Origin of the sequence: Streptomyces deccanensis (genome assembly GCF_022385335.1) — a bacterium.
GTDB classification, from domain to species: Bacteria; Actinomycetota; Actinomycetes; order Streptomycetales; family Streptomycetaceae; genus Streptomyces; species Streptomyces deccanensis.
This window is the reverse complement of record NZ_CP092431.1, coordinates 1,685,059-1,710,536: the sequence shown is the minus strand read 5'-3', so window position 1 is coordinate 1,710,536 and position 25,478 is coordinate 1,685,059. Positions and strand designations below refer to the sequence as shown.

Below are 25,478 nucleotides of genomic sequence, written 5' to 3'. Positions count from 1 at the left end.
GCAAAGATGTGCACGTAGAGGGCACGTGAGGCAAAGTCGGCGGACCGGGGCCTGCGGAAGAACTAAACGGACCGGGGTCCGTTGAAATTTGTAGCAGCTATCCGGACCGGGGTCCACTTGTGTGTGGTGAGCGTTACGCTCTTTTCATGAAAGAGTCGCTGCCGCCCTTCCCGGCGCCTCAGGATCCGGACCCCCTCGACGGACTGCTGAACCTCGCCCCCACCGCCACCGACCAGCCCCGACTGCGCGCGGACGCGGCCCGCAACCGCACGCGGCTGCTGGAGGTGGCCGCCCGGCTCGCGAACGAGTGCGGAGCCGCCAATCTGACCATGGAGGCCGTGGCGACCGCCGCCGAGGTGGGCAAGGGCACCGTCTTCCGGCGGTTCGGCGACCGGTTCGGACTGATGGTCGCGCTCCTCGACCATCAGGAGCGGGAGCTGCAGGCGGCGTTCCTGTCCGGCCCGCCGCCGCTCGGTCCCGACGCGCCCCCCGTCGACCGGCTCCGGGCCTTCGGCCCCGCCGTCATGCGGCACGAGTACGCCCATCGCGACCTCTATCTAGCCGCCCGCGCGGACGCCACCCGCCGGCACGCCAACCCGGCCACCCAGCTCCGCCTCGGCCACCTGTGCATGCTGCTGCGCCGCGCCGGGACGCAGGGCGACATCGAACTGCTGGCGCAGACCCTGCTGGGCTATCTCGACATCAACCTGGTCGACCACCTGGTGGAACGGCGCGGGATGTCCCTCGACCGGCTGGAGCGCGGGTGGGGGGAGCTCGTCGCGCGGCTGGTCGTGGCGGCGTAGGGCGGTCAAAGCGACCGCTTGGTAACTTGGGGGCGGGTGTCGGGGAGGGGCCTCGTACGCCGGGCGGAGCGGGAGGGGCCACGATGACCGACACGAACGCGGTGAGCGACGGGAACGGCGAGAGCGCCGCAGGTGGTGGGCAAGGGCGGACGGACTTCGCCGGGACCGGCTTCTTCTCCTCCGTGGAGGACGTCTCGGCACAGCTCGCCGCGGCGGGCTACCTGGCCTCCACCGCCGTCGCCACCACGGTCTTCCTGGCCGACCGGCTCGGCAAGCCGCTGCTGGTGGAGGGCCCGGCAGGCGTCGGCAAGACCGAACTGGCCAAGGCCGTCGCGCAGGTCGGCGCCGCCCGCCTGGTCCGGCTCCAGTGCTACGAGGGCATCGACGAGTCCCGCGCCCTGTACGAGTGGAACCACGCCAAGCAGTTGCTGCGCATCACCGCCGGGCGCGACGAGGCCTGGGACGAGACCCGCTCCGACATCTTCAGCGACGAGTTCCTGCTCACCCGCCCCCTGCTGACCGCGATCCGGGGCGACGAGCCGACCGTGCTCCTCATCGACGAGACCGACAAGGCCGACGTCGAGGTCGAGGGGCTGCTGCTGGAAGTGCTGAGCGACTTCCAGGTCACCGTCCCCGAGCTGGGCACGATCACCGCGACCCGGCGCCCCTTCACCGTGCTGACCTCGAACGCCACGCGTGAACTCTCCGAGGCCCTGCGCCGCCGCTGCCTCTTCCTCCATCTGGACTTCCCCGACGCCGAGTTGGAGCGGCGGATCGTCACCCTCAGGGTCCCCGGCCTGGACGACACCCTCGCCGACTCCCTGGTCCGGGTGGTCGGCGCGCTGCGGGAGATGGAGCTGCGCAAGGCCCCCTCCGTCGCCGAGACCATCGACTGGGCGCGCACCCTGCTGGCCCTCGGCGCCGACAGCCTCGACGAGAGCGTCGTCCGGGACAGTCTCGGCGTGATCCTCAAGCACCAGGACGACATCGAGAAGGCCGCCCGGAAGCTGACGCTGGTATGAGCGCCGGGGCCCGCGGCGCGAGCGGTACGACCCCGGCAGCCACGCTGCCCGACCGGCTGACCGCGTTCGTACGGGCGCTGCGCGGCCACGGGATACGGATCGGGCCCGGCGAGACCGTGGACGCGGCGGCCGTGCTGGAGGTGCTGGGCCTCGCCGACCGGGAGCGGATCCGGGAGGGGCTGGCGGCGGCGCTGCTCCGTGCCGACCGGCAACGGGCCGTCTTCGACGCGGCCTTCGAGCTGTACTTCCCGCTCGGTGTGGGGGAGTTGGCGGGGGCGCGGGGCGCGTCGGCCGGGGACCGGGACGAGTTCCGCGAGCGGCTCGCCGCGGCGCTGGCCGCGAACGACACGGCCGCGCTCACCCGGCTCGCCGCCGAGGCCGTGGAACTGTTCGGCCGTTACGGCTCCCCCGGCTCGGACGGCTGGTCCGCCCACCAGACGCTGGACCGCCTCCGACCGCAGACGCTGCTGGCACGGATCCTGGCGGACGCGCGGGCGGGAGGGGCCGGCGGGTCCGGTGGCGGGGCCGGCGGTGGCTTCCGTATGGGGTTCGGTGGGGGTCTCGACCTCGGCTCGGGGGCGGGGGCCGGAGCGGGAGGGGGCTCCGGGGCCGGGCTCGGTGCGGGCGGGTTCACCGAGCGGTTGGACGCCGACGAGATCCGGCGCCGGATCGAGGACTTCCGCGACCGTGTGCGTACGGAGGCGCGGCGGCGGGTCGCCGAGCGCCGGGGCGCGGAGATGATAGCCGAGCGGGGGATCGCGCCGAGCGCCGACCAGGTCGACTTCCTCGTCGCCAGCCGTGAGCAACTCGTCGAACTGCGCCGTACCGTCCAGCCGTTGGCCCGTAAGCTCGCGACCCGGCTGGCCGCCAGGCGGCGCCGGGCCGCGCGCGGTCAGATCGACATCCGGCGCACGCTCCGGCGCTCACTGTCCACCGGGGGCGTGCCATTGCGCCCCGCCTATCGACGGCACCGGCCGGCGCGCCCCGAGATCGTGCTGCTCTGCGACGTGTCCGGGTCGGTCGCCGGGTTCGCGAACTTCACGATGCTCCTGGTGCAGGCGATGCGGGACCAGTTCAGCAAGGTGCGGGTCTACGCGTTCGTCAACCGCGTCGACGAGGTCACCGGCCTCGTCACCACCGGGCAGGCGGATCCGGCCGAACTCGGCCGCCGGATCGCCACCGAGGCCGCGATCACCGGGTGGCACGGCAGCAGCGACTACGGGGCCGCGCTCGGTGAGTTCGCCGAGCGCCATCTCGACGCCGTGGGGCCCCGTACGTCGGTGATCGTGCTCGGGGACGCCCGCACCAACGGGTTCGACCCCAACGCGGAGGCGCTGCGGCGCATCGTGGCCCGGGCCCGCCGCGTCCACTGGCTGAACCCCGAGACGCCGAGCACCTGGGGGATCGGTGACTCCGCCGCCCCGGTCTACGCCGAGATCGTCGACATGCACACCTGCCGGAACGCGCGGCGGCTCGGGGAACTGGTGACCCGGTTGCTGCCGGTCTGAGCCCTCACCCCCGGCCGGTGTCGATCACGCAGAAGCGGTTGCCCTCCGGGTCGGCGAGGACGACGAAGTCGGCGTCCTCCGGGTAGTCGTCCCAATCGACCCGCAGCGCCCCGAGCCCCACCAGCCGCTCGACCTCGGCCGCCTGGTCCTCCGCGTTCCCCGCGTAGAGGTCCAGGTGCACCCGCGGCCGGTCCTGCACCGGGGTCTCGCTGAGGCCCAGGGAGAGCTGCGCGCCGAGACCCTGTGGATGCACCAGGACGACCCAGTCGTCCTCCGGCTCCTCGCGGGGGACATACCCGAGGGCCTCCCCCCAGAACGCGGCCGCCCGCCGCACGTCGGACGCGCCCAGTACCACGGATCCGATTCTCAGCATGGTCCGATTCTCGCCCCTGCGGATGCCTCGCCCTGCGGCGATGCTGGAGAGAGGCCTCGACCTCAGGAGGTGCGCCCATGTTTCGCACCGTCACCGTGGGCATCGACGGTTCGCGCGAGAGCCTCGCCGCCGCCGAGTGGGCGGCCCGGGAGGCACGGCTGCGCGCGCTGCCGCTGCGCCTGCTCAACGTCTGGGAGATGGTCCCCGAGCCGATGGGGCGGGCCCCGGCGCTGGGGGCGGAGGCGGACGCGGGAGCGGAGACGGTGGCGGAGCCGGGCGTCGGGAAGGTGCTGCGGGAGGCGGCCGACGGGATCCGGCTGCGCCATCCCGGCGTCGACGTCAGGGTCGAGCAGTTGACGGGGCGGGCGTCGGAGGAGCTGGTGAAGGCGGCTCCGGAGGCCGCGCTGCTGGTCCTCGGCTCCCGGGGGCTGAGCGGGCTCGCCGGCTTCCTGCTCGGTTCCGTGGGACTGCACGTGATCGCGCACACCGAGCGGCCGGTCGTCCTCGTACGGGCGGGGGAGCGGGCGGAGGACGAGCACGCGCCGGGTCCGGCCGGGGCCCCGATCACGGCGACGCTGTTCCGGCCGGTCGTGCTGGGCGTGGACCTCGCGCACCCGGACCCCACCCTGATCCGGTTCGCCTTCGAGGCGGCCGCCGTGCGCGGGACCGCGCTGCGCGTCCTCCACGACTGGAGTCCGCCGCCCCGCTCCGGCCTGCGGGAGAGGCCAGGCCTGGCCGCCGATCTCGACGCCGACCTGGGCCGAGCGGACGCCGCCGGGCTGAGCGAGGCGCTGCGGCCCTGGCGGCTGGAGCACCCGTCCGTCGAGGTGGTGGAGGAGTCACGGCGCGGGAAGGCCGCCGACCATCTGCTGGAGGCGTCCCTGGACGCCTCCCTGGTCGTCGTCGGGCGGCGCGTCCGCCGCTCGCCGCTCGGGGCGCACATCGGCCCGGTCGCCCACGCGGTGCTGCATCACGCCGGGGTACCGGTAGCGGTCGTTCCGCACGATTGAGGCTCCGGGTGAGGCTCCAAGGCCGTTAAGACCCGTCGATATCGATCACAAGGCGACCAACGTCAGTCCTAGAATGCCCTCTTGCAGTCGCACGCCACCGACGTCATGTCGCGGTCCGGTCCGTGCGGTTGGAAACGGGGGGTTCGGTGGGGGAAAGAGCGGTGCCTGCGGGCTTATTACGGTTCATCGTGCTGCGGGCGTGGGCGTACCGAGTGCTCCTCGGCGCCGTGCTGCTGACCGTGCTGCTGACCACAGTCGTGCTGGCAGCGCTCACCGCCTACTCGGGCGCGATGGGCGACGCGGCGTTGCGGCGGTCGCTCGCGGAGCAGCGCACCGCCGCCGAGGCCGCTCTGGTGCTCAAGGCCGACGTGCCGGCCGAGGAGCGGCAGGCGGCCGACGAGGCCGTGCGGACGGGGGCCCGTACCGTCTTCGACGGGCTGCCCGTGCGGGTACGGACCCTGCTGCGGTCCGGGCCCTACGCCCTGCCGGGGGCGCTGCGGCCGCCCTCCGCGCGGGGCGGGAACCCGGACCTCACCTACTTCGCGGCCCTGGACCGCACTCAGGTGCGGACCGTCGCCGGGCGGCTCCCCCGTGAGGCCGTGACCGCCGGGCCCCTGGAGGTCGCCCTGCCGCAGAGCGCCGCCAAGCGGCTGGGGGTGGCGCCCGGCACCCGGCTGACCGTCACCGACCAGCTGGACGGCCCGGCGGTACCCGTGCTGATCACCGGCGTGTACCGGCCGGTGGACGTCCGGGCGCCCTACTGGCGCCTGGACGACCTGGGCGGCCGCGGTGTGAAGGCGTCGAGCTTCACGACGTACGGCCCCCTGCTGACCGCCTCGGGCGTGCCCACGTCCGGCCGGGTGAGTGTCGGCGCCTCGGGCTGGCTGGTCTCCGCCGACTACTCCTCGCTGACCACGGACCGGATCGGCCCGCTGCGCGAGGCGGCCCGCGCGGGGAGCGCCGAGCTGCGCGAGCGCCCCGCGCTCAGCAGCGCGACCGTGGCCGACACCGCCCTGCCCGAGGTCCTGGACCGCGTCGAACGCTCCCTGCTCGTCTCCCGTGCCGGCCTGCTGATCGTCGCCGGTCAGCTCGGACTGCTCGCGGCCTGCGCCCTGTTGCTCGTCGCCCGCCTGCTCGACTCCGACCGCGTGGCCGAGACCCGGTTGCTGCGTGCGCGCGGTGCCACCCGCGCGCGGCTCGCGGGCCTGGCCGCGCTGGAGGCCCTGCTGATCGCCGTCCCGGCCGTGGTGCTCGCGCCGCTGCTGGCGGGGCCGTTGACGCGGCTGCTGGTCGCGCGGGGCGCGCTCGGCCGGACCGGGGCGCGCGTCGACCTGCCGGCCGCGGGCCGACCCGAGGTGTGGGCGGTCGCCGCGGGCGTGGCCGCCCTGTGCGCGCTGGCGGTGGCCGTCCCGGCATGGCGGGCGTCCTTCGCGGACGCCGTCCCGACGCGGGCGAGGGCGCTGCCCGCCTCGCTGCGCGCGGGAGCCGACGTCGGGCTGCTCGCCGTCGCCGGTGTCGCCTTCTGGCTGCTAGGCAGCCAGGACTCCGGCGCCGTCACCGCCGACCGCGAGGGCGTCCTCGGCGTCGATCCGCTGCTGGTCGTGGCGCCCGCTCTCGTCCTGCTCGCCGGAACTGTCCTGGTGCTGCGGTTGCTGCCGCTGCTGGCGCGGGTCGGCGAGCGACTGCTGACCCGCGGGCACGGGCTGACCGCCGCCATGGTCGGCTGGCAGTTCAGCCGCCGCCCCATGCGCGGGGCCGGGCCGGTGCTGCTCCTGGTCATCTCCGTGGCGCTGGGCGTGGTGGCGATCGGGCAGGACGCGTCCTGGCGTCGTTCCCAGGCCGACCAGGCCGACTTCCGCGCGGGCGCCGAGGTGCGCGTGCAGAGCTCCGGGGGAGGCGTGGTGGGCCGTACGGACGTCTACGCGGACCTCCCGCACGTGGACGCGGTCGCCCCGGCGGTCCGCGGCACGATGCCGCTCTCCGGCGGTCGCAAGGCGACCGTCGTGGCCCTGAACACGACGGAGGCCGCCGTGCTGGCGCGGCCCGATCTGACGGACGGTTCGCTGCTCGCCGGGCTCGCGCCACGCGGAGCGCCCGCGGGCGTCGACATACCCGAGCGCACCACCCGGCTCACCCTGACCGCCGCCCTGCACAGCAGCACGCCGGGGACGGAGGCGGACGTCGCGCTCACGGTGCGGGACCGGCACGGAACCTCCTACGAGGTGCCGTCCGGTCACCTCCCCGCCGACGGCCGCCCGCACCGGCTGACCCCGGATCTGGCCGGCGCCCGGGGCCCGCTGGCGCTGACCGGGCTCCGGCTGAGCACGACGCAGCCGACCGAACGTCCGCACCGGCACCGCCTGGTCGTCAGCGCCCTCACGGCGACCACGGGCGACGGCGACGTCCGGAAATTGACCCTGCCGACGAAGTGGACGACCGCCATCGAGGCCGACCTGGGCGCCGCCCCGCCCGAGGACGACGCCCGGCCGGCCCTCCCCGAAGTCACCTCGACGGCACCCGTCACCCTCACCTACAGCACCGGCTACCAGATGTCCGACCTCCTGTCGCCCGCCCTGCCGCTGGAGGTCCGGCTCAACGTCGTCCAGCCCGCCGCGCCCGAGATCGTCGCGGTCGCCACCGACCGGTTCCTCGACGCGTCCGGAGCGCGCGAGGGGCAGCGGGTGGAGGTGACGTTCGACGGCCGCTCCGTCCCCGTACGCATCGTCCGTACCGCGAGCGCCCTGCCCACCACGGAAGCCACCGACCAGGACGGCGGGGCCCTGCTGGTCGACCTCAGGGCCGTCAACGAGGTCCTCCAGGCCCGCCACGGAACCAGCCTGAAGCCCACCGAGTGGTGGCTGAGCACGGCCGCGCCCGGGGCCACCGCTGCGGCCGTGCGCGCCCTGCCCGACGTCGATCCGGAGCAGGTGACGGTGCGCGACGAGCTGGCGGCGAAGCTGCGGGACGACCCGTTCGGGGCCGGCCCTGAAGCCGCGCTGATCGCGGCGGCGGCGGTGACGGTGCTCTTCGCCTCGCTCGGCTTCGCGGTGAGCGCGGCGGGGGCGATGCGCACCCGGGACGGCGAGTTCGCCGTGCTGCGCGCCCTCGGGACACCACGCCGCAGGCTGGCCCGGCTCGTCGCCGTGGAGCACGGCGTCCTGGTGACCCTGGCGCTGCTGGTCGGCACGGCCCTGGGCACGGTGCTGACGCACGCGCTGGTTCCCCTCGTCGTCCTGACCCAGGAGGCCACCCGGCCGATCCCACCGGTGCTGGTCGAGCTGCCGCTCGGGCGGCTGACCGCCCTGCTGGCCGCCCTCGCGGCGGGCCCCGCCCTCGTGACTTTGGCCCTCGCCCTGCGCCGGGCGAGACCCGTGACGGCTCTCCGGGACGAGGTGACGCAGTGACCCCCGAGCCGACGCCCCCTCGCGACGGAGGGACGAAGCCGACGCCCCCTCGCGACGGAGGGACGAAGGCGACGCCCCCTCGCGACGGAAGGACGAAGCCGATGACCCCTCGGGACGGCGGGACGAAGACGTCGCCCCCTGGGAACGCGGGTACGAAGGCGGCGCACGCGCGCGTACGGGCCGGGTTGCGGATCCGGCTGAGGGCCTTCGCCGGTACGTCCGTGGCCCTCGCACTGCTGGTGGCCGTGACCGCGGCACTGGCCGCCGCGTATCCCCGCGCCGTCGACCGGTACGCGGACGCGGGCCTGCGCCGGGCGGTCGAGCAGGCCCTGCCCGACCAGACGACCGTGCAGACGCGGGTCCCGCTGCCCTGGATGGACTCCGTCGCGGAGACGGAGGCCGCCCTGCGCGTCGGTCCGCTCGACAAGGCGCGGGCGGAGATCCTCGCCGCCGCCGAGGCGCCGCTGCTTCCCGACCCCGCGCAGTCGTCGTACGGCGTCCGCACGACCGTCCCCATGGAGGCGTCCGACCCCTGGCTCCCGCAGCCCGGCGGCCGCCCCGCCCAACTGGTGCTCGCCGCCCAGCAGGAGCTGGCCTCCCACGCCCGGCTCAGCGCGGGCCGGCTGCCGCGCACCACCGGCGCGCCGGTGACCGCGGCGACCGCGCGGGTCGAGGCCGCCGTCACCGTGGAGACCGCGCGCACGCTCGACATCCGGGTGGGCTCGGTGATCCACCTACCGGGCTCGGCACGCGCCCCGCTCGCCGTCCGGATCACCGGGATCGTCGTCCCCCGCGTGCCCGAGGGCGCCTACTGGTCGGCACTGCCGGTGCTGCGCACCCCCGCGCTGAGCCGCCGTCCCGACCTCCCGCCGAACGAGGTCCACTGGCTCGGCGGCCTGCTTCTCGCCCCCGACGCCGGCCCGGTCCTCCTGGGAACCCCGGGCCGCCCGGAGCGGTACTGGAACGTGGCCCCGGACATCGACACCCTGCGCGGCCACGACCTCGACCGGCTGGCGTCCGCCGTGGCCGCCCTGGAGTCGGGGCCGGGAGTGCAGCGACTGCGGACCGTCGTGGACGCCGGCCTGGAGGCCGAGACCAATCTCGACGAAGTCCTCGCGGACCACGCCCGACTGCGCTCGGGGATCGCCCCGTTGCTGCTCCTCGCGGCCGTCGGGACCGGCAGCCTCGCCGTGATCGTCCTGGCCATGGCCGGCGGTGTGGCAGCCGACCGGCGGCGCGCGGAGCTGGCCCTGCTGCGGGCCCGCGGCGCCTCCCTGCCCGGCCTGGCCGTCCGGCTGCTGGCGGAGACGGCGGCGGTGGCCGTGCCCGCCGGCGCTCTCGGACTGACCGCCGCACTGCTCGTCCTGCCCGGTGCCCGTACCGCGCCCGCCTTGACCGCCGCCGTCACCGTCACCCTGCTCGCCTGCGTCGCGCTGCCCCTGCGCGCCCTGGTCGCACACCGCACGGTACGGATGCACGACGGGCGGGAGGACCTCGCCGACACCCCGCCCTCGCGGCGCCGCACGGTGGTCGAACTGACCGTCCTGGTGATCGCGGTGGGGGCGGTCGCCGCACTGCGCCGACAGGGATCCGGCAGCACCGCTCTGGTGGCCGCCGCCCCGCTGCTGACGGGCGTGGTCGCGGCTCTGCTGCTGGCACGGCTCCACCCCTGGCCGCTGCGTGCGCTGAGCAGGGCGACCACGCGCATGCGGGGCCTGGTGCTCCCGCTGGCACTGGCCCAGGCGGCCCGCGCCCCCGGCTTCGCCGTGCTGCCCCTGCTCGCCCTGCTCAGCGCCCTGACCACGGCCGCGTTCGGCGGCTCGGTCCTGGCGGGCGTCACAGCGGCCCGCGACGCGGCCGCCCTCGCCCACGTCGGCGCGGACGGCCGCATCGAGACCACCACGGGTGAACTCCCCCGCACCCTGCCCGACCGCGTGCGCCGGCTGCCCGGCGTACGGGACGTGGCGGAAGCGAACGTCACCCACGACGCGAAGCCACGACAAGGCAGTCAGCTGCTGCCGTTGGCCGGTGTGGACCCCGACGCCTACGCGGACCTCTCGCGCCGCACGGGCCTCGGTCCGTTCGACGCGGCGAGCCTCCGGCAGGCGGACGACGGTACGACGGACGCCGGTACGACGGACGCCGGTACGAAGGGCGGCGGCACGAAGGGCGGCGCCGACCGGCCCCTGCCCGCGCTGGCCTCGCCCCGCGTGGCCGAGGAGTACGGCACCGGCCCCTACTCCGTCCTGCTCCCGGACGGCACCTCCGTCACCGTCCGCGTCGTCCTGGTCCGGGACCGCACCCCGGCCGTGTCCGGCGACGACTTCCTGGTCGTGGACCGGGCCGGCCTTCCCCGAGGGGCGGCACGGGCGACGACCCTGCTGCTGACCGGCGACGCCCTGAACGGCCGGGAGCTGCGCTCGACGGCGCGGGACACATCGGCGACCGTCCGGCTGCGCACCGAGGAACGCACGCGCCACGTCGACTCACCGCTCCAGTCCGGCGCGGAACGTCTGTACGGGGTCGCGGTCGCCGCCGGCGCCGGGTACGCGGTCCTCGCGCTCGTCCTGACCGTGCTGCGCACCGCGCCCGCGCGCGGCGCCCTGCTCGCCCGGCTGCGCACGATGGGCATGACCCGGTCCCAGGGCCGCCGACTGCTGATCCTCACCGCCCTGCCCCAGGCGTTCCTGGCCGCGGCCGGCGGCGTGCTGACCGGCTGGGCCGCGATCCACCTGTTGTCGCCCGGCGTCGACATCACGGCCGTCGCCCTGGCCTCCCCGTCCGCCGTCGAGGGGGCCGTGCTGCGCACCGATCCGCTCTCGCTTGCGGTCCCGGCGCTCGCCGTGCTGCTCCTGGCCGTCGGTGTGCCCGCCGGCCAGGCCTGGTGGACCGGCAGGCGTGGCTCGGTGCGCGAACTGAGGCTGGGTGACTCGTAGACAGTGACCAGAACGTCGAGAACAAGCGCCCTCCGGCACCGGCCCGTGGCCCGGCGGCCCGTGCCCCTCCGACCGCCCAGGAGCAGCCGATGACCAGCAGCCCGACCTTCCACGAACTCGCCGACCGCGCCCTCGCCGCGCGCGACGCCGCCGCCTACGGCCAGGACGCCCTGATCAGCTGCGACCGGCTGGTACGGATCTTCACCGCCGACGGAGTGGAGGTCCAGGCCCTGCAGGGCCTCGATCTCCTCGTCCGCGAGGGAGAACTGCTGGCCCTGGTCGGCGCCTCCGGCAGCGGCAAGTCCACCCTCATGAACATCCTGGCCGGACTGGACAGACCCACCGCCGGCGCGACCCGTGTCGCCGACCACGACCTGGTCACGATGTCCTCCAAGGAACGGCTCGCCTACCGTCGGAAAACCGTCGGCTTCGTCCGGCAGCAGACCTCCCAGAACCTCCTGCCCTATCTCACCGCCGCACAGAACGTCGCGCTGCCCCTGCAGTTGGCTCGCGCCCGGGGCGGGCGCCGGACCCGGGCCGAGCGGGTCATGGAACTCCTCGGCCTGCTGGGCGTCGCCGAGTGCCGCGACCGCCGGCCGCACGAGATGTCCGGCGGCCAGCAGCAGCGCGTCGCCCTCGCCGTCGCCCTCGCCAACGATCCCGCGGTGCTGCTCGCCGACGAGCCCACCGGCGAACTCGACTCCCACACCGCCGAACAGGTCTTCGCCGCGTTCCGCACCGCCAACGAGGAGTTGGGGACCACCATCGTGATCGTCACCCACGATCAGTCCGTCGCCGGTGAGGTACGCCGTACGGTCGCCATCCGGGACGGCCGCACGGCGACCGAGGTGCTGCGCCACAGCGAGGTCGACTCCGCCACCGGCCAGGAGAGCCTGGTCGCCCGCGAATACGCCATGCTCGACCGGGCCGGCCGCCTCCAACTCCCCGCCGAGTACACCCGGGCCCTGGGGATGCGCGACCGCGTCGCCCTGGAGTTGGAGCCCGACCACATCGCCGTCCGCCCGGACGACGCCCGGAACGGCCGTCAGGAGAACGACGGGCCCTGAGCCTCGGTGATCTCGCTGATCTCGCCGTCCTTCAGCTCCAGCACACGGTCGGCGAGGTCGAGCAGGGTCGTGTCATGGGTGGCCACGAGAGCCGTGATCCGCTCGCTGCGGACGACCGCGCGCAGCAGTTCCATCACGGAGTGCCCGGTCTCCGCGTCCAGTTGGCCGGTCGGCTCGTCGGCGATGAGGATCGAGGGACTGTTGGCCAGGGCACGGGCGATCGCCACCCGTTGGCGCTGCCCGCCCGACAACTCGCCCGGGCGCTGCGCGGCATGGTCCGCGAGCCCCACGAGGGACAGCAGCAGCTCGACGCGCTCCCGCCGCTCGCGCGGGTCCGCCTTCCGCAACCGCAGGGGGACGCCCACGTTCTCGGCGGCCGTGAGGATGGGGATGAGCCCGAACGACTGGAAGACGAAGCCGATGCGCTCCCGGCGGAGGGCGAGGAGGGCGTCCTCGCCTTGGTCGCGGAGGTTCAGCCCCTCGATGGTGACCTGTCCGGCGTCCGGTTCGTCCAGACCGCCGACGATGTTGAGCAGGGTGGTCTTGCCCGAGCCCGAGCGCCCCTTGAGGGCGACGAGTTCCCCCTGAGGGACCTCGAAGGAGACGCCGCGCAGGGCGTGGACGGCGCCGGCGCCCCGACCGTACGACTTGTGCACATCCGCCACCCGCAGCATGGCAGCGGTCACCGCCTGGCCCATCACGCCCCCCGTAGTTCCCCGATTCCGCGGCGCACCAGTGTCTCACCCGGCACGACACCCGGCCAGGTCCGATCACCGTCAGCCCAGGCGGGGGATCTCGATCGCCGGGCAGCGGTCCATGACCATGTCCAGGCCGGCCTCGCGGGTGCGGTGGTAGGCCTCCTCGTCGATCACACCCAGCTGGAACCAGACCGCCTTGGCACCGACGCGGGCCGCCTCGTCGGCGACGGGCCCGGCCAGGTCGCTGTTGACGAAGACGTCGACGACGTCCACCGGGAAGGGGATGTCGGCGAGGGAGGCGTAGCCCTGCTCGCCGTGGACCGGCTCGGCCTTGGGGTGCACCGGGACGACCCGCTTGCCGTAGCGCTGGAGGACCTCCGCGACGCCGTACGCCGCGCGGTCGCGGTTGGTGGACAGGCCGACGACCGCCCAGGTGTCGCCGAGTTCCGTCAGGATCTTGCGGATCGTGGCCGGGTCGCCGTACATGTTCCGTCTCCTCTGTCCGTCAGTCGTCTGTCTGCCTGATTGCCTGTCTGCCTGTCGGCAAGTCATTCAGTCATTCAGTCAGTCGGTCCGTCTGTCCCGTGGGCCCGTCCGTGCCCGCCTGTTCGGTGCGCGAGTGCCCGGTGGCGAGGCCTGCCTGCGCCAACAGCGTGCGGTGTCCGGCGATTCCCGGCGCCGCCCCGCAGAGGCGCGCGCACCGGGACGCGCCGACCGGAAGCGTGTCCTCCGCACTGCGTTCGACCGCTTCCGCGCCTACGCTCACCCCGTGCTGCGTATCACCGACGCCCGGACCGGCGAGCCCGCCGAGATCCGCAGGGCGCTCACCCGGGTCCACGCCCGCGTGCCGGCCGAGGACACCTCGGCCCTGCGGGTCCTGCTGGTCGCCGACGTCCTCGCCCGTGCCCTGGAGCTGGGCGGGAGTCCCGTCCTCCTCGTCGCCGACCCGCCCGCCGCGTTGCGGCGGCGCGCCGACGACCTCGGCGTCCGGCCGAGCGAGACAGCCGCGACGCGGGGCGGTGGCGGGCGGGTGCTGCGGGTGACCGGCTCGGGGGACACCGACACTGACACCGATACCGACACCGATGCCGACATCACGGTCGAGGTCGCCCCGGTGAGGGGGACCGAGGCGCCGGTCGCGTCGGGCACCACCCTCCGGTTCGCCCTGCTCAGCCACCCTCGCCGTACCCCCGTGACCCTCGACGCCACCGCGCTCACGGAGGCCGCCGACATGCTCGACCACTGGCGCACGGCGGTCGCCGCGTGGGCGACGCGACCGTCACGGCCGGTTCCCGAGCCCGTACGGCAGGCCCTGCGCGCCGCCTGGGAGGACGACCTCGACGTACCCGCGGTGCTCGGCGTACTGCGGGACGTGGAGGGTGCGCGGGACGTGCCGGACGGCGCGCGGTTCGAGACGTACGCCTACGCCGACCGGCTCCTCGGGCTGGAGCTCACCCGGCAGATCGGAGCATCGGCATGATGGCGCGCGCCGGAGCGGGCCCGCTGCGCAGACTGATCGTCCTGCGGCACGCCAAGTCCGCCTGGCCGGTGGGCGTCCCCGACCACGAGCGGCCGTTGGCGCCCCGGGGCCGCCGTGACGCCCCCGCCGTCGGGCGGGCCCTCGCCGAGGCGGACTGTCTGCCCGACCTGGCCGTCTGCTCCACGGCCGTACGGGCCCGGCAGACGTGGGAACTGGCCGCCGCGGAGTGGGGCACGCCGCCCCCGGTACGGCACGACGAGCGGGTGTACGCGGCCGAGGTCCCCGAGTTGCTGGACGTGGTCCGCGAGACCCCCGACCATGTGCGGACGCTGCTCCTCGTCGGCCACAACCCGGGGCTGGAGGAACTCGTCCTCGACCTGGCCGGAGACGCCCTGGACGACGCGCTGGACGACGTGCGTGCCAAGTTCCCGACCTCGGCGATCGCCTTCCTCTCCTGGCACGGCGAGACCTGGGCCGCACTCGCCCCGGGCACGGCCCTGCTGACGGACCTGATCGTGGCCAGGGGCAGGAAGGACGCGAGGGGAGGGAAGGGCGAGAAGGGCCGGAAGGGCGCGAAGGGCGCCTGATCGGCTCCCGGAGAGCGTCCCGCGCCCCGGCCGACCCCCGGACGCCCCCCGGACGATGCCCCGTCCCGGCGTGCGCCGGCGTGCGCATAGGCTGGCCCGATGCAGGACGAGTACCGCACCGTCGCCCGCGCCGGAGTGCACGAGACCGAGGTCAACCGCTCCCGTTTCGTGTGCGCGCTCGCCCCTGCGGCCACCGAGCAGGAGGCGCAGGACTTCGTCGCGGCCGTCCGCAAGGAGCACGCCGACGCCACGCACAACTGCTTCGCCTACGTCATCGGCGCCGACGCGTCCGTCCAGCGGGCGAGCGACGACGGGGAGCCCGGCGGCACCGCGGGCGTCCCGATGCTCCAGATGTTGCTGCGCCGGGACATGCGGTACGTCGTCGCCGTCGTCACCCGGTACTACGGCGGGGTCAAGCTGGGCGCGGGCGGCCTCATCAGGGCGTACGGCGGCGCCGTGGGCGAGGCGCTCGACGCGCTCGGTACCCTCACGCGCCGGCGCTTCCGGCTCGCCACGGTGACCGTCGACCACCAACGGGCCGGGAAGGTGCAGAACGACCTGCGGTCCACCGGGCGCGAGGTCCGTGACGTCCGCTACGGCGAGGCCGTCACCATCGAGATCGGCCTCCCCGACGCCGACGTGGACGCCTTCCGCGCCTGGCTCGCCGACACCACCGCGGGCACGGCCGGGTTCGAACTCGGCGGAGAGGCGTACGGGGACACCTGAGCGAAAACGCCCCCCGCGTCCCCTGAGGGCGACGGTGTCCGATTCTCGCCGGTCCGCGTTAATTATGTGGACTGAGGGCCTCCGTCGACGGGACACTTCGGACTTCCTAACTCCGGGAGTGTGATGGGGACTACAGAAACGCACGGGTCGACGCCGGGCAGGAGCGCGGTCGTTCTGGCGCTGCGCCGCTACGGTCGGGAAATGCTGCGCCTGCGACGACTGGCTCTGCCGGCGCTGGTGCTGCCGGCCGTGGGCAACATCGGCATCCGCTATGTCGCCCCCCTGCTGATCGCCAAACTGGCAGGTCAGGCCGCCGACGAGGGCGGTCTCACCCTCGGCTCGGCACTGCCGTACGTGCTGGCCTTCGGTGCGACACTGCTGCTCGCCGAGGCCGTGTGGCGGGTCGGGCAGCACTGCCTGAACCGGGTGGACGCCCTCGGCATGGAACACCTGTACGTGAGCGGCATGGACGAACTCCTCGCCAAGGACGCCGCGTTCTTCCACGACAACTTCGCCGGCTCCCTGACCAAGCGGGTGCTGAGCTTCGGCAAGCGCTTCGAGGACTTCGTCGACACACTGACCTTCCGGATCGTGGGGAGTGTCGTCCCCCTGCTGTTCGGGGCCGTGGTGCTGTGGACCTACGAACCGATGCTCGTCGTCGGCCTCCTGCTGATGATCGCGGTGACCGTGGTGGCCGCGACCCCGCTGATCCGTCGCAGGCAGCGACTCGTCAGCGACCGTGAGGCTGCCGTCGCCCGGGTCTCCGGCCACGTCGCCGACAGCCTCGTGAACATGGAGACCATCCGGGCGTTCGCGGCCGAGCGGCGGGAGGCCGAGGAGCACCGCGACCGGGTCGCGGACTCCCGGCGCCTGACGCTGCGGTCGTGGGACTACGGCAATCTGCGCGTCGACACCTTGATCGCCCCCATGTCCGTACTGACCAATGTGCTCGGGCTGTTGGTCGCCATCGTCCTCGGGGGCTCGGGCCGGGGGGTGGAGGAGGTCGTCGTCGCCTTCACCTACTACTCCAACGCGACCCAGATCATGTTCGAGTTCAACCAGATCTACCGGCGCCTGGAAACCTCGATGACCGAGGCCGCGCAGTTCACCGAACTGCTGCTGGATCCGCCCACGGTGCTCGACCCCCCGGAGCCCGAACCGCTCGCACCGCGCGACACCGGCGTCCGCTTCGAGGCGGTGACCTTCGCCCACGCGGGCGCGAAACCCATCTTCCAGGGACTCGACCTGGACGTGCCGGCGGGCGCGCGTATCGGGCTGGTCGGCAGGTCCGGCGGCGGCAAGACCACGCTCACCCGGCTGCTGCTGCGCATGTCGGACATCGACGACGGCCGCATCCTCATCGGTGGACAGGACATCAGCCGCATGCGCCAGGCCGACCTGCGCTCACTGATCGCCTACGTCCCGCAGGAACCCGCCATGTTCCACCGCAGCCTGCGGGACAACATCGCCTTCGCCCGGCCCGGCGCCACCGACAAGGAGATCCACGCCGCGGCCGAGGCCGCGCACGTCACCGAGTTCGTCGGCCAGCTCCCCGACGGCTTCGCCACGCTGGTGGGTGAGCGCGGGGTGAAACTCTCGGGCGGGCAGCGCCAGCGCGTCGCCCTCGCCAGGGCCATCCTGCGCGACGCCCCGGTCCTGCTCCTCGACGAGGCGACCAGCGCGCTGGACTCGGAGAGCGAGATCCTCGTCCAGGACGCCCTGTGGCGGCTTATGGACGGGCGGACCGCCCTCGTGGTCGCCCACCGGCTGAGCACCGTCGCCGGCATGGACCGTCTCGTCGTCCTCGACCGCGGGAACGTCGTCGAGCAGGGCACCCACGAGGAACTGCTCACGGCGAACGGCGCCTACGCCAAACTGTGGCAGCACCAGTCGGGCGGCTTCCTGGGCGAGAACGCCGAGCCGGACCTCGCGGGACCGGTCGGCGGAGCCGGTCTCGACGGCCTGCCCGCACCGGCCGCGCCCGCCGGTCACGAGGCGGCGGAGCGAGGTGTGTGACGGACCACGTGCCGACAGGCGTTAGCGTGGTCGGTGCTGAGAGCGGGCCGTAGCGGTCCGGTGCCGGGGCCACGGGGACAGAGGGGGACGCATGCAGGTCGGAGCAGTTTCTTGAGAATTCTGCACACATCCGACTGGCATCTCGGCCGGTCGTTCCACCGCGTGAACATGCTCGGCGCGCAGGCCGAGTTCATCGGTCGGCTGGTCGCGACGGTGCGGGAACGCGACGTGGACGCGGTGGTCGTGGCGGGCGACGTGTACGACCGGGCGGTGCCGCCGCTGGCCGCGGTCGAACTCTTCGACGACGCCCTGCACCGCCTGGCCGAGCTGGGCGTGCCCACGGTGATGATCTCCGGGAACCACGACTCGGCGCGACGGCTCGGCGTCGCGGCGGGCCTCATCGGCCGGGCCGGCATCCACCTGCGAACGTCGGCCTCGGCCGCCGGCACCCCCGTGACCCTCCCGGACGCCCACGGCGACGTCGCCTTCTACGGCCTGCCCTATCTCGAACCCGCCCTCGTGAAGGACGAGCTCGGGGTCGAGAAGGCGGGCCACGAAGCGGTGCTCGCCGCCGCCATGGACCGGGTCCGGGCCGACCTGGCCGGGCGGCCGGCGGGCACCCGTTCCGTGGTCCTGGCCCACGCCTTCGTCACCGGCGGCCAACCCAGCGACAGCGAGCGGGACATCTCCGTCGGCGGCGTCTCCGCCGTGCCCGCCGGTGTCTTCGACGGCGTCGACTACGTGGCGCTGGGCCATCTGCACGGCAGCCAGACCCTCACCGACCGGGTGCGCTACTCCGGTTCCCCGCTGCCGTACTCCTTCTCCGAGGCCGACCACCGCAAGAGCATGTGGCTGGTGGACCTCGGCGCCGACGGGTCGGTCGACGCCGAGCGGATCGACTGCCCCGTGCCCCGCCCCCTCGCCCGGATCCGGGGGCGGCTGGACGACCTGCTCGCCGACCCGGACCTGGCCCGCCACGAGGAGGCCTGGGTCGAGGCCACCCTCACCGACCCCGTCCGGCCCGCCGAGCCCATGGCCCGGCTGTGCGCACGCTTCCCACACACCCTCAGCCTCGTCTTCGACCCCGAACGGGCCCCCGGCGACCCCGACGTCTCCTACGCCCGGCGCCTCGCCGGCCGGGACGACCAGGAGATCGCCGAGGACTTCGTGGCCCACGTCCGCGGCACCGGCCCCGACGCACACGAACGGACCGTGCTCAGGGACGCGTTCGACGCCGTACGGGCCGACGAGACGGTCCGGGAGGTCGCCCGATGAGACTCCACCGGCTCGACCTCGCCGCCTTCGGCCCCTTCGGCGGCATCGAGTCCGTCGACTTCGACGACCTCTCGGCCGCCGGACTCTTCCTGCTGCACGGCCCGACCGGCGCCGGCAAGACCTCGGTCCTGGACGCCGTCTGCTACGCGCTGTACGGCTCGGTGCCGGGCGCCCGCCAGAGCGGCCAGGGCATGAACCTGCGCAGCGACCACGCGGCACCCACCACCCGCACCGAGGTCCGCCTCGAACTCACCGTCGCCGGACGCCGGTTGGAGGTCACCCGGCAGCCACCCTGGGAGCGGCCCAAAAAACGCGGCGCGGGCACCACCGTCGAGAAGGCGCAGAGCTGGCTGCGCGAGTACGACGCGGCCGCCGGCTCCTGGAAGGACCTCAGCCGCTCCCACCAGGAGATAGGCGAGGAGATCACCCAGCTCCTGGGGATGAGCCGCGAACAGTTCTGCCAGGTCGTGCTGTTGCCGCAGGGCGACTTCGCCCGGTTCCTGCGGGCCGACGCCGAGGCACGCGGCAGGCTTCTCGGCCGCCTCTTCGACACCCACCACTTCGCCGCCGTCGAGAAGCGGCTCGCCGACCGCCGCCGGGAGACCGAGGCCAGGGTGCGCGAGGGCGACGCGGCACTGCTCGCCGACGCCCACCGGATGCAGCAGGCGGCGGGCGACGCCCCGGACCTGCCCGACCTGGCCCCCGGGGACCCCGGTCTCGCCGACGCCGTCCTCGCCTGGGCCGCCGTCGCCCGCAGCACCGCCCGGGAACGGCTCACCATCGCCCACTGCGCGCGGGCTGCGGCCCAGGCGGCCCGGGCCGAGGCCGACCGCGTGCTGGACGACGTACGCGAAGTGGCGCGGCTGCAACGGCGGTTCGCGGAGGCGAGGGAACGTGCCGCACGGCTGGAGGAGCGGGCGGACACCCACCGGGAGGACCGGGCGCGGATGGAACGCGCCCGCAAGGCGGAGGCCGTGGCCCCGGCACTGGACCTGCGGGACGCCGCCGAGGCCGAGCACCGGCGGGCCAGGGCGGAGGAGGAGGACGCCCGAGCACGCCTGTCGGGGGAGTACGCCGACGCGGGTGCCGCCGGACTCGCGGCCGCAGCCCGCAGGGCCTCGGAGGAGCTGGGCGCGCTGGAGTCGGCCCGGCGTGCCGAGCGACGGCTCGCCGTACTCCTCACCGAGCAGGCCGAGTTGGACGACGAGGAGCGGGCGGACGAGGGCGTCCTCCAGGACGCCGAGGGCTGGCTCGCCGAGTGGGAGACCACCCGGGCCGGGCTGCAGAGCCGTATCGAGTCCGCGCAGGAGGCCGCCGCCCGCGCCGAACAGCTCGCCGTGCGGCGGGAACCCGCCGAGCAGCGGCTCGCCGCCGCACGTCAGCGCGACCAGCTCGGCCGCGACACCGACGCGGCCCAGGCCCGGGTGCTCCGGCTGGCCGAGCGGGCGTCCGAGGCCCGCACCCACTGGCTGGACCTCAAGGAACAGCGGCTGTCGGGGATCGCGGCGGAGCTCGCCGCCGGACTCGTCGACGGGCGGCCCTGCGCCGTCTGCGGAGGCACGGAACACCCCGCGCCCGCCCAGAAGGTCGCGGGCCATGTGGACCGGGAGGCGGAGGAGGAGGCACTCGCCGCGTTTCAGCGGGCCGACGAGGAGCGGGTCGGGGCGGAGCGGCAACTGGCCCTCGCGCAACGGGCGTTGGCCGCCGCGAGTGCCGAGGCGGGCGACACGCCCACCGAGCGGCTCGCGGCGACGGTGGCGGAGCTGGAGCGGGAGCACACCGAGGCCCGGCGGCGCGCCGTCGACCTCCACCCCGCGCAGGAGGCGCTGCTCCACGCCGAACAGGAGCGCGACCGGCGGGCCGCCGCACGACAGGAGGCCGCGATCCGGGCCGCTTCGCGCGACACCCGGCGCGACACCCTGGAGCGGGAACGGACCGCTCTGGAGGCCGAGTTGACGCAGGCCCGGGGCGACGCCGAGAGCGTCGCCGAGCTGGCCGGGCGGCTGGAGGCGCGGGCCGCGCGGCTCGGCGCGGCCGCCGAGGCCGCCCGGGTGGCCGACGACACCGCGCAACGCCTGAAGGACGCCGACGCGCGCCTCGCCGACGCGGCGTTCCGGGCCGGGTTCGACACCCCGCGCGACGCGGCCGCCGCCGTGCTCGACGACGCCGCCCACCGGGACCTCCAACACCGCCTGGACGCCTGGCAGTCGGAGGAGGCCGCCGTGCGGGCCGTGCTCGCCGAGGCCGAGACGACGGCCGCGGGCGCGCAGCCGCCCGCCGACCTCCAGGCCGCCGAACGGGAGGCCGAAGCCGCCGCCCGACGCCTCCAGAACACCGTCTCCGCGTGGGACGCCGCCGAGCGGCGCCGCATCGAACTCGACCGGCTGTCCGCGCGGGCCACCGCCGCCGTGCGCGGACTGGCACCGCTGCGCGAGGAGTACGACCGTGTCGCCCGGTTGGCGGGGCTCGCGGCCGGCACCTCCGCCGACAACGAGCGCAGGATGCGCCTGGAGGCGTACGTCCTCGCCGCCCGGCTGGAACAGGTCGCCGCCGCCGCGACCGTACGGCTCCAGCGGATGTCCTCCGGCCGCTACACCCTCGTCCACTCCGACGACCGCGCCGGACGCGGTCGCAGCGGCCTCGGGCTGCATGTCGTCGACGCCTGGACGGGGCGGGAGCGGGACACGGCCACGCTCTCCGGCGGCGAGACGTTCTTCGCCTCCCTCGCGCTCGCCCTCGGTCTGGCCGACGTCGTCACCGACGAGGCAGGCGGGGTGCGGCTCGACACCCTCTTCATCGACGAGGGGTTCGGCAGCCTCGACGACCAGACCCTCGACGAGGTCCTCGACGTCCTCGACGCGCTGCGCGAACGCGACCGAAGCGTCGGCATCGTCAGCCACGTCGCCGACCTGCGCCGCCGCGTGCACGCCCAGCTGGAGATCGTGAAGGAGCGGACGGGATCGGTCGTACGGCAGCGGGGTCGGTGACCCAGGGGGCGGCGGGGCAGTGGCGAAGTCAGTGGCCCAGCGGGCGGCGGGGGAGCGGTGAGGAGTAGACGACGCTCGTCGTCACCGACCCCAGCGCGCCGATCTTGCCCGACACCTCCTCCAGATGCCGCATCGAACGGGCCGCCACCTTGATCACAAAGCAGTCGTCGCCCGTGACGTGGTGCGCCTCCAGGATCTCGGGCGTGACGGCCACCAGATCGTGGAACGGCTTGTAGTTCCCATTGGGGTAGCGCAGACGCACGAACGCCAGGATCGGCAGCCCCAGCCGCTCCGGGTCCACGACGGCCGCGTAGCCCCGGATCACGCCCGCCTCCTCCAGCCGCCGCACCCGCTCGGTCACCGCGCTCGCCGACATCGACACGGCGCGGGCGAGCTCGGCGAAGCTGGCCCGGCCCTCGCGCTGGAGGACCTCCAGGATGCGCCAGTCGGTGGCATCCGGCAGATACGGGGAATTCGCGGTCATGCCCGATGGATAGCAGGGGAATCCCCGGCCGATCAAGGCCCCGGCCGTGGATCGCCCCTTCAGGCGGATGATCGTCCGACGTAGATTTCCGGTGAGGGAAACAAGGGCTTCCCCGAGGGAAAGGCCAGCTCATGACCGTCGCCACCGCATCCGCCGTCAACCCCGTCCTGCGGATCGCCCCCGCCGCCCCTGCCGAGGCCGCCGCGTACTTCCGGGCCAGCCTCGTCTTCCACGCCGACGTCTCCGACGTGGCCGCCGCGCTCGCCGCCGACGGCGACCCCGGCTTCGTCGTCCTGGACTCCCGCTCCACCGCGTCCTGGGACCAGGGGCACATCCCGGGCGCGGTCCACCTGCCCACCGCCCTCATCCCCGAGCAGGCCGAGCAACTGCTCGACAAGTCCGTGCCGGTCGTCACCTACTGCTGGGGCCCCGGCTGCAACGGCGCGACCCGCGCCGCCCTCGCCCTCGCCGAACTCGGCTTCCAGGTCAAGGAGATGCTCGGCGGCTTCGAGTACTGGGCGCGCGAGGGCTTCGCGTACGAGACCTGGGAGGGTGAGGCGCGACGGGCCGCCGACCCGCTGACCGCGCCCGTGGACGCCGAGGACTGCGGCTGCTGACCCGGTCGCCGTCCCGAGGCCGCCGCCGTTGCTGACAGACTGTCAAGAAGCGCTGAGGGGCGGCGAGTTCGCACCGACGGCCGCCGTGTAACTTCTGGGCATGGCTGGATACGCGGACGTGGCGGTGGTGCCCGATGTGGTGCGGTGGGTGGAGTCGAGCGGTGGACCGCTCATAGCGATACCTGAGGCGGTGCTGCCGTTCTGGGCGGGCGCCGACGGCGACGAGACGTCCTCGGACTACGACCGCGCCTGTGACGTCGACGGACCCGTGGGCCTGCTGCCGGTCGGCGACACCCGCGCCCTGGTCCTCGGCGACGAACCCGCGTCCACCGCGTATCTGCCCCGCCACGGCGTCTTCGTCCGCTGCTACGCGGCCGACTCCGAGACCGAACTCCTCGCGGGAGTTCCGGCGACGCTCGACACCGCGGCCTGGGAGCCGGAGCTGCGCTGGCGGGTGCCGGGCCCGGTCGTCCTTTTCGACGCCGTCTGGCCCGGCAGGTCCCTGCGGGAGACCGACCACGTACGGGTGGAGCTGGCTCCCGGCCCGTACGGCATCAGCACCGCCCGGGTCTCGACGGGCCCGGAGACCTGGCTGGGCCTGATCCGGGTGAGACCGCTGGCCGACAGGTGAGGTGAGGCCGGCCGGGAGCGCGATTGCCCGAGAACCGGCAACGCGGCGGCCGGGCCCCCGCCGTGGGTGGTGGTGGGCCCGACCGGTCCGGGTCAGAGGCGGGACAGCTCGTCCACCAGGTCGTCCAGGCCCAGCGACCCCTGGGACAGCGCGGCCATGTGCCAGGCCTTGGCGTCGAAGGCCTCGCCGTGACGCTCCTTGGCCTTCTCCCGGCCGAGCAGCCAGGCCCGCTCGCCGAGCTTGTAGCCGATGGCCTGGCCCGGCATCGTCAGATAACGCGTCAGCTCGCTCTCCACGAAGTCCGCCGGACGACTGCTGTGGGCGCCGAAGAACTCCTGGGCCAGATCCACGGTCCAGCGCTCGCCCGGGTGGAACGGTGAGTCCGCCGGGATCTCCAGCTCCAGGTGCATGCCGATGTCGACGATGACCCGGGCCGCGCGCATCATCTGGGCGTCCAGGTAGCCGAGCCGTTCCTCCGCGTCCTTGAGGAAGCCCAGCTCGTCCATGAGCCGCTCCGCGTACAGGGCCCAGCCCTCGGCGTTGGCGCTGACCCCGCCGATCGTGGCCTGGTAGCGCGACAGGTCGTCCTTGACGTACACCCACTGCGCGAGCTGGAGGTGATGACCGGGAACGCCCTCGTGGTACCAGGTGGAAACCAGGTCGTACACCGGGAAGCGGGTCGCCCCCATCGTCGGCAGCCAGGTGCGGCCGGGGCGGGAGAAGTCCTCGGTCGGGGCCGAGTAGTAGGGGGCCGCCGCGCCACCGGGCGGGGCGATGCACGACTCGACCTTGCGGACCGGCTCGGCGAGGTCGAAGTGGGTGCCGTCCAGCGCCTCGATCGCCTCGTCCATCAGCGACTGCAGCCACGCGCGGACCTCGTCGACGCCCTCGATGTGCCGGCCGTGCTCGTCCAGGTGCGCGAGCGCCACCCAGGGCGTCTCGGCGCCGGGCAGGATCTTCGCGGCCTCCTGCCTCATCTCGCCGAGCAGCCGGTGGAACTCGGCCCAGCCGTACGCGTACGCCTCGTCGAGATCCAGGTCCGACCCCGTGAAATAGCGGACCAGCCTGCCGTAGCGCTCCCGGCCGACCGTGTCCGGCGCCCCCTCGACCGCCGGGGCGTACACGTCGCGCATCCAGTCGCGCAGCTCCACCACGGCCCTGGTGGCGCCCCGAGCCGCCTCGTCCAGCTCGGCGCGCAGCGACTCGGGACCCGCCGACGCGAAGTCCTCGAACCAGCCGCGCCCCGAACCGTCCGTGTCCGCCCACTCGGTGAGCTGGCCGATGAAGGTCGCGGTCGGGCGCGGGCCCGCGTACAGCTTCCGCTCCAGCCCGAGCGCCAGGGACTCGCGGTACCCGGCGTAGGCCGTCGGCACCGCGCGCAGCCGTTCGGCGATCGCCGCCCAGTCCTCCTCGGTCTCCGCCGGGGTGATCGTGAAGACCTCGCGCACCTCGTGCGGGGGCGTGACCATGTTGCCGACGGCGCGCAGCCCCTCCTCGGCCTCGTGCACGGCCAGCTCCGCCGTCAGCCGCTCGCGCAGCAGGCGCGCGCACCGGCGCTCGACGTCGCTGTCCGCGCCCGGTTGCCGCTCCGCCTCGTCGAGCCGCGCGAGCGTCGTCCGGATCAGCTCCGCACGGGCCTCCTGCCCGGCCGGCGAGGTGTCCGGCAACCTGCCGGAACTCTCCTTCACACCCAGATACGTACCGGTCACGGGGTCGAGGGCGATGAGATCGTCGACATACGCGTCGGCGACCTCACGGGGCAGGGGGCTCTTGGTGTCAGACATGCCGACAATCTTGGTACGGCCACGGGTACGACGTCAGCTCCTCAACGGGCGCTTGAGCCTTACCGCGGCC

20 protein-coding genes are annotated in these 25,478 nt (G+C 74.2%); 15 read left to right on the top strand and 5 right to left on the bottom strand.

Annotated features, from left to right (window positions below; translation table 11 throughout):
- Positions 1-146 precede the first annotated feature (146 nt).
- The 3 genes from L3078_RS07600 (at position 147) to L3078_RS07590 (ending at position 3,333) form a co-directional block, all read left to right on the top strand.
- Positions 147-803, top strand: a complete 657-nt coding sequence (locus L3078_RS07600) for a TetR/AcrR family transcriptional regulator (RefSeq protein ID WP_239752272.1) — start codon at positions 147-149, stop codon at positions 801-803.
- 83 nt (positions 804-886) lie between these two features.
- Positions 887-1,825: an AAA family ATPase gene (locus L3078_RS07595; protein ID WP_239752271.1), complete on the top strand. Its 939-nt coding sequence runs from the start codon at positions 887-889 to the stop codon at positions 1,823-1,825.
- The gene (locus tag L3078_RS07590) at positions 1,822-3,333 is read left to right on the top strand and encodes a VWA domain-containing protein (protein WP_239752270.1); all 1,512 of its coding nucleotides are present in this window, start codon (positions 1,822-1,824) and stop codon (positions 3,331-3,333) included. The genes L3078_RS07595 and L3078_RS07590 overlap by 4 nt, the downstream gene beginning before the upstream one ends.
- Before the next feature lie 4 nt (positions 3,334-3,337).
- On the opposite strand, the gene L3078_RS07585 is transcribed toward L3078_RS07590, so the two are convergent.
- Positions 3,338-3,706, bottom strand: coding sequence for a VOC family protein (locus L3078_RS07585; RefSeq protein ID WP_239752269.1), 369 nt, complete (start codon positions 3,704-3,706; stop codon positions 3,338-3,340).
- A 77-nt stretch (positions 3,707-3,783) separates the two neighbouring features.
- On the opposite strand from L3078_RS07585, the gene L3078_RS07580 reads away from it, so the two are divergent.
- The 4 genes from L3078_RS07580 (at position 3,784) to L3078_RS07565 (ending at position 12,123) form a co-directional block, all read left to right on the top strand.
- A complete protein-coding gene (locus tag L3078_RS07580) occupies positions 3,784-4,716 on the top strand; it encodes a universal stress protein (RefSeq protein ID WP_239752268.1) in 933 nt (310 codons plus the stop codon).
- Positions 4,717-4,862: 146 nt separating this feature from the next.
- Positions 4,863-8,120: an FtsX-like permease family protein gene (locus tag L3078_RS07575; RefSeq protein WP_239752267.1), complete on the top strand. Its 3,258-nt coding sequence runs from the start codon at positions 4,863-4,865 to the stop codon at positions 8,118-8,120.
- A gap of 101 nt (positions 8,121-8,221) precedes the next feature.
- Positions 8,222-11,056: an ABC transporter permease gene (locus tag L3078_RS07570; protein ID WP_239752266.1), complete on the top strand. Its 2,835-nt coding sequence runs from the start codon at positions 8,222-8,224 to the stop codon at positions 11,054-11,056.
- Between the two features lie 89 nt (positions 11,057-11,145).
- A complete protein-coding gene (locus L3078_RS07565) occupies positions 11,146-12,123 on the top strand; it encodes an ABC transporter ATP-binding protein (RefSeq protein ID WP_239752265.1) in 978 nt (325 codons plus the stop codon).
- Here the strand turns inward: L3078_RS07565 and L3078_RS07560 are convergent.
- Both L3078_RS07560 and L3078_RS07555 read right to left on the bottom strand, forming a co-directional pair.
- Entirely contained in the window at positions 12,102-12,821 is a 720-nt protein-coding gene (locus tag L3078_RS07560) for an ABC transporter ATP-binding protein (RefSeq protein ID WP_239752264.1), read from the bottom strand. The genes L3078_RS07565 and L3078_RS07560 overlap by 22 nt on opposite strands.
- A gap of 78 nt (positions 12,822-12,899) precedes the next feature.
- The gene (locus L3078_RS07555; protein WP_239752263.1) at positions 12,900-13,307 is read right to left on the bottom strand and encodes a CoA-binding protein; all 408 of its coding nucleotides are present in this window, start codon (positions 13,305-13,307) and stop codon (positions 12,900-12,902) included.
- Between the two features lie 283 nt (positions 13,308-13,590).
- Here L3078_RS07555 and L3078_RS07550 point away from each other — a divergent pair, with 283 nt between their 5' ends.
- From L3078_RS07550 to L3078_RS07525, 6 genes are all read left to right on the top strand, one after another.
- Positions 13,591-14,301 (top strand): cysteine--tRNA ligase, encoded by a 711-nt coding sequence (locus L3078_RS07550; RefSeq protein ID WP_239752262.1) that lies wholly within the window; start codon positions 13,591-13,593, stop codon positions 14,299-14,301.
- Complete coding sequence (locus L3078_RS07545) at positions 14,298-14,888, top strand: SixA phosphatase family protein (protein WP_239752261.1); 591 nt, start codon at positions 14,298-14,300, stop codon at positions 14,886-14,888. Before L3078_RS07550 ends, L3078_RS07545 begins: the two co-directional genes overlap by 4 nt.
- 99 nt (positions 14,889-14,987) lie before the next feature.
- Positions 14,988-15,614 carry a YigZ family protein gene (locus tag L3078_RS07540; protein ID WP_239752260.1) on the top strand — a complete coding sequence of 209 codons (627 nt, stop codon included), beginning with the start codon at positions 14,988-14,990 and terminating at the stop codon, positions 15,612-15,614.
- Positions 15,615-15,737: 123 nt separating this feature from the next.
- Complete coding sequence (locus L3078_RS07535) at positions 15,738-17,630, top strand: ABC transporter ATP-binding protein (RefSeq protein WP_239752259.1); 1,893 nt, start codon at positions 15,738-15,740, stop codon at positions 17,628-17,630.
- 111 nt (positions 17,631-17,741) lie between these two features.
- On the top strand, positions 17,742-18,905 hold the full coding sequence (locus L3078_RS07530; RefSeq protein WP_239752258.1) for an exonuclease SbcCD subunit D: 1,164 nt from the start codon (positions 17,742-17,744) through the stop codon (positions 18,903-18,905).
- Positions 18,902-21,892: an AAA family ATPase gene (locus tag L3078_RS07525; protein WP_239752257.1), complete on the top strand. Its 2,991-nt coding sequence runs from the start codon at positions 18,902-18,904 to the stop codon at positions 21,890-21,892. Before L3078_RS07530 ends, L3078_RS07525 begins: the two co-directional genes overlap by 4 nt.
- A gap of 28 nt (positions 21,893-21,920) precedes the next feature.
- Here the strand turns inward: L3078_RS07525 and L3078_RS07520 are convergent, their stop codons facing one another.
- Complete coding sequence (locus tag L3078_RS07520; RefSeq protein WP_239752256.1) at positions 21,921-22,376, bottom strand: Lrp/AsnC family transcriptional regulator; 456 nt, start codon at positions 22,374-22,376, stop codon at positions 21,921-21,923.
- A 131-nt stretch (positions 22,377-22,507) separates the two neighbouring features.
- On the opposite strand from L3078_RS07520, the gene L3078_RS07515 reads away from it, so the two are divergent.
- Together L3078_RS07515 and L3078_RS07510 are read left to right on the top strand one after the other, a co-directional pair.
- Positions 22,508-22,993 (top strand): rhodanese-like domain-containing protein, encoded by a 486-nt coding sequence (locus L3078_RS07515; RefSeq protein WP_239752255.1) that lies wholly within the window; start codon positions 22,508-22,510, stop codon positions 22,991-22,993.
- A 100-nt stretch (positions 22,994-23,093) separates the two neighbouring features.
- Entirely contained in the window at positions 23,094-23,624 is a 531-nt protein-coding gene (locus L3078_RS07510; RefSeq protein WP_239752254.1) for an immunity 21 family protein, read from the top strand.
- Between the two features lie 92 nt (positions 23,625-23,716).
- Here L3078_RS07510 and L3078_RS07505 read toward each other — a convergent pair whose 3' ends face one another.
- On the bottom strand, positions 23,717-25,408 hold the full coding sequence (locus L3078_RS07505) for a DUF885 domain-containing protein (RefSeq protein ID WP_239752253.1): 1,692 nt from the start codon (positions 25,406-25,408) through the stop codon (positions 23,717-23,719).
- Positions 25,409-25,478: the final 70 nt, after the last annotated feature.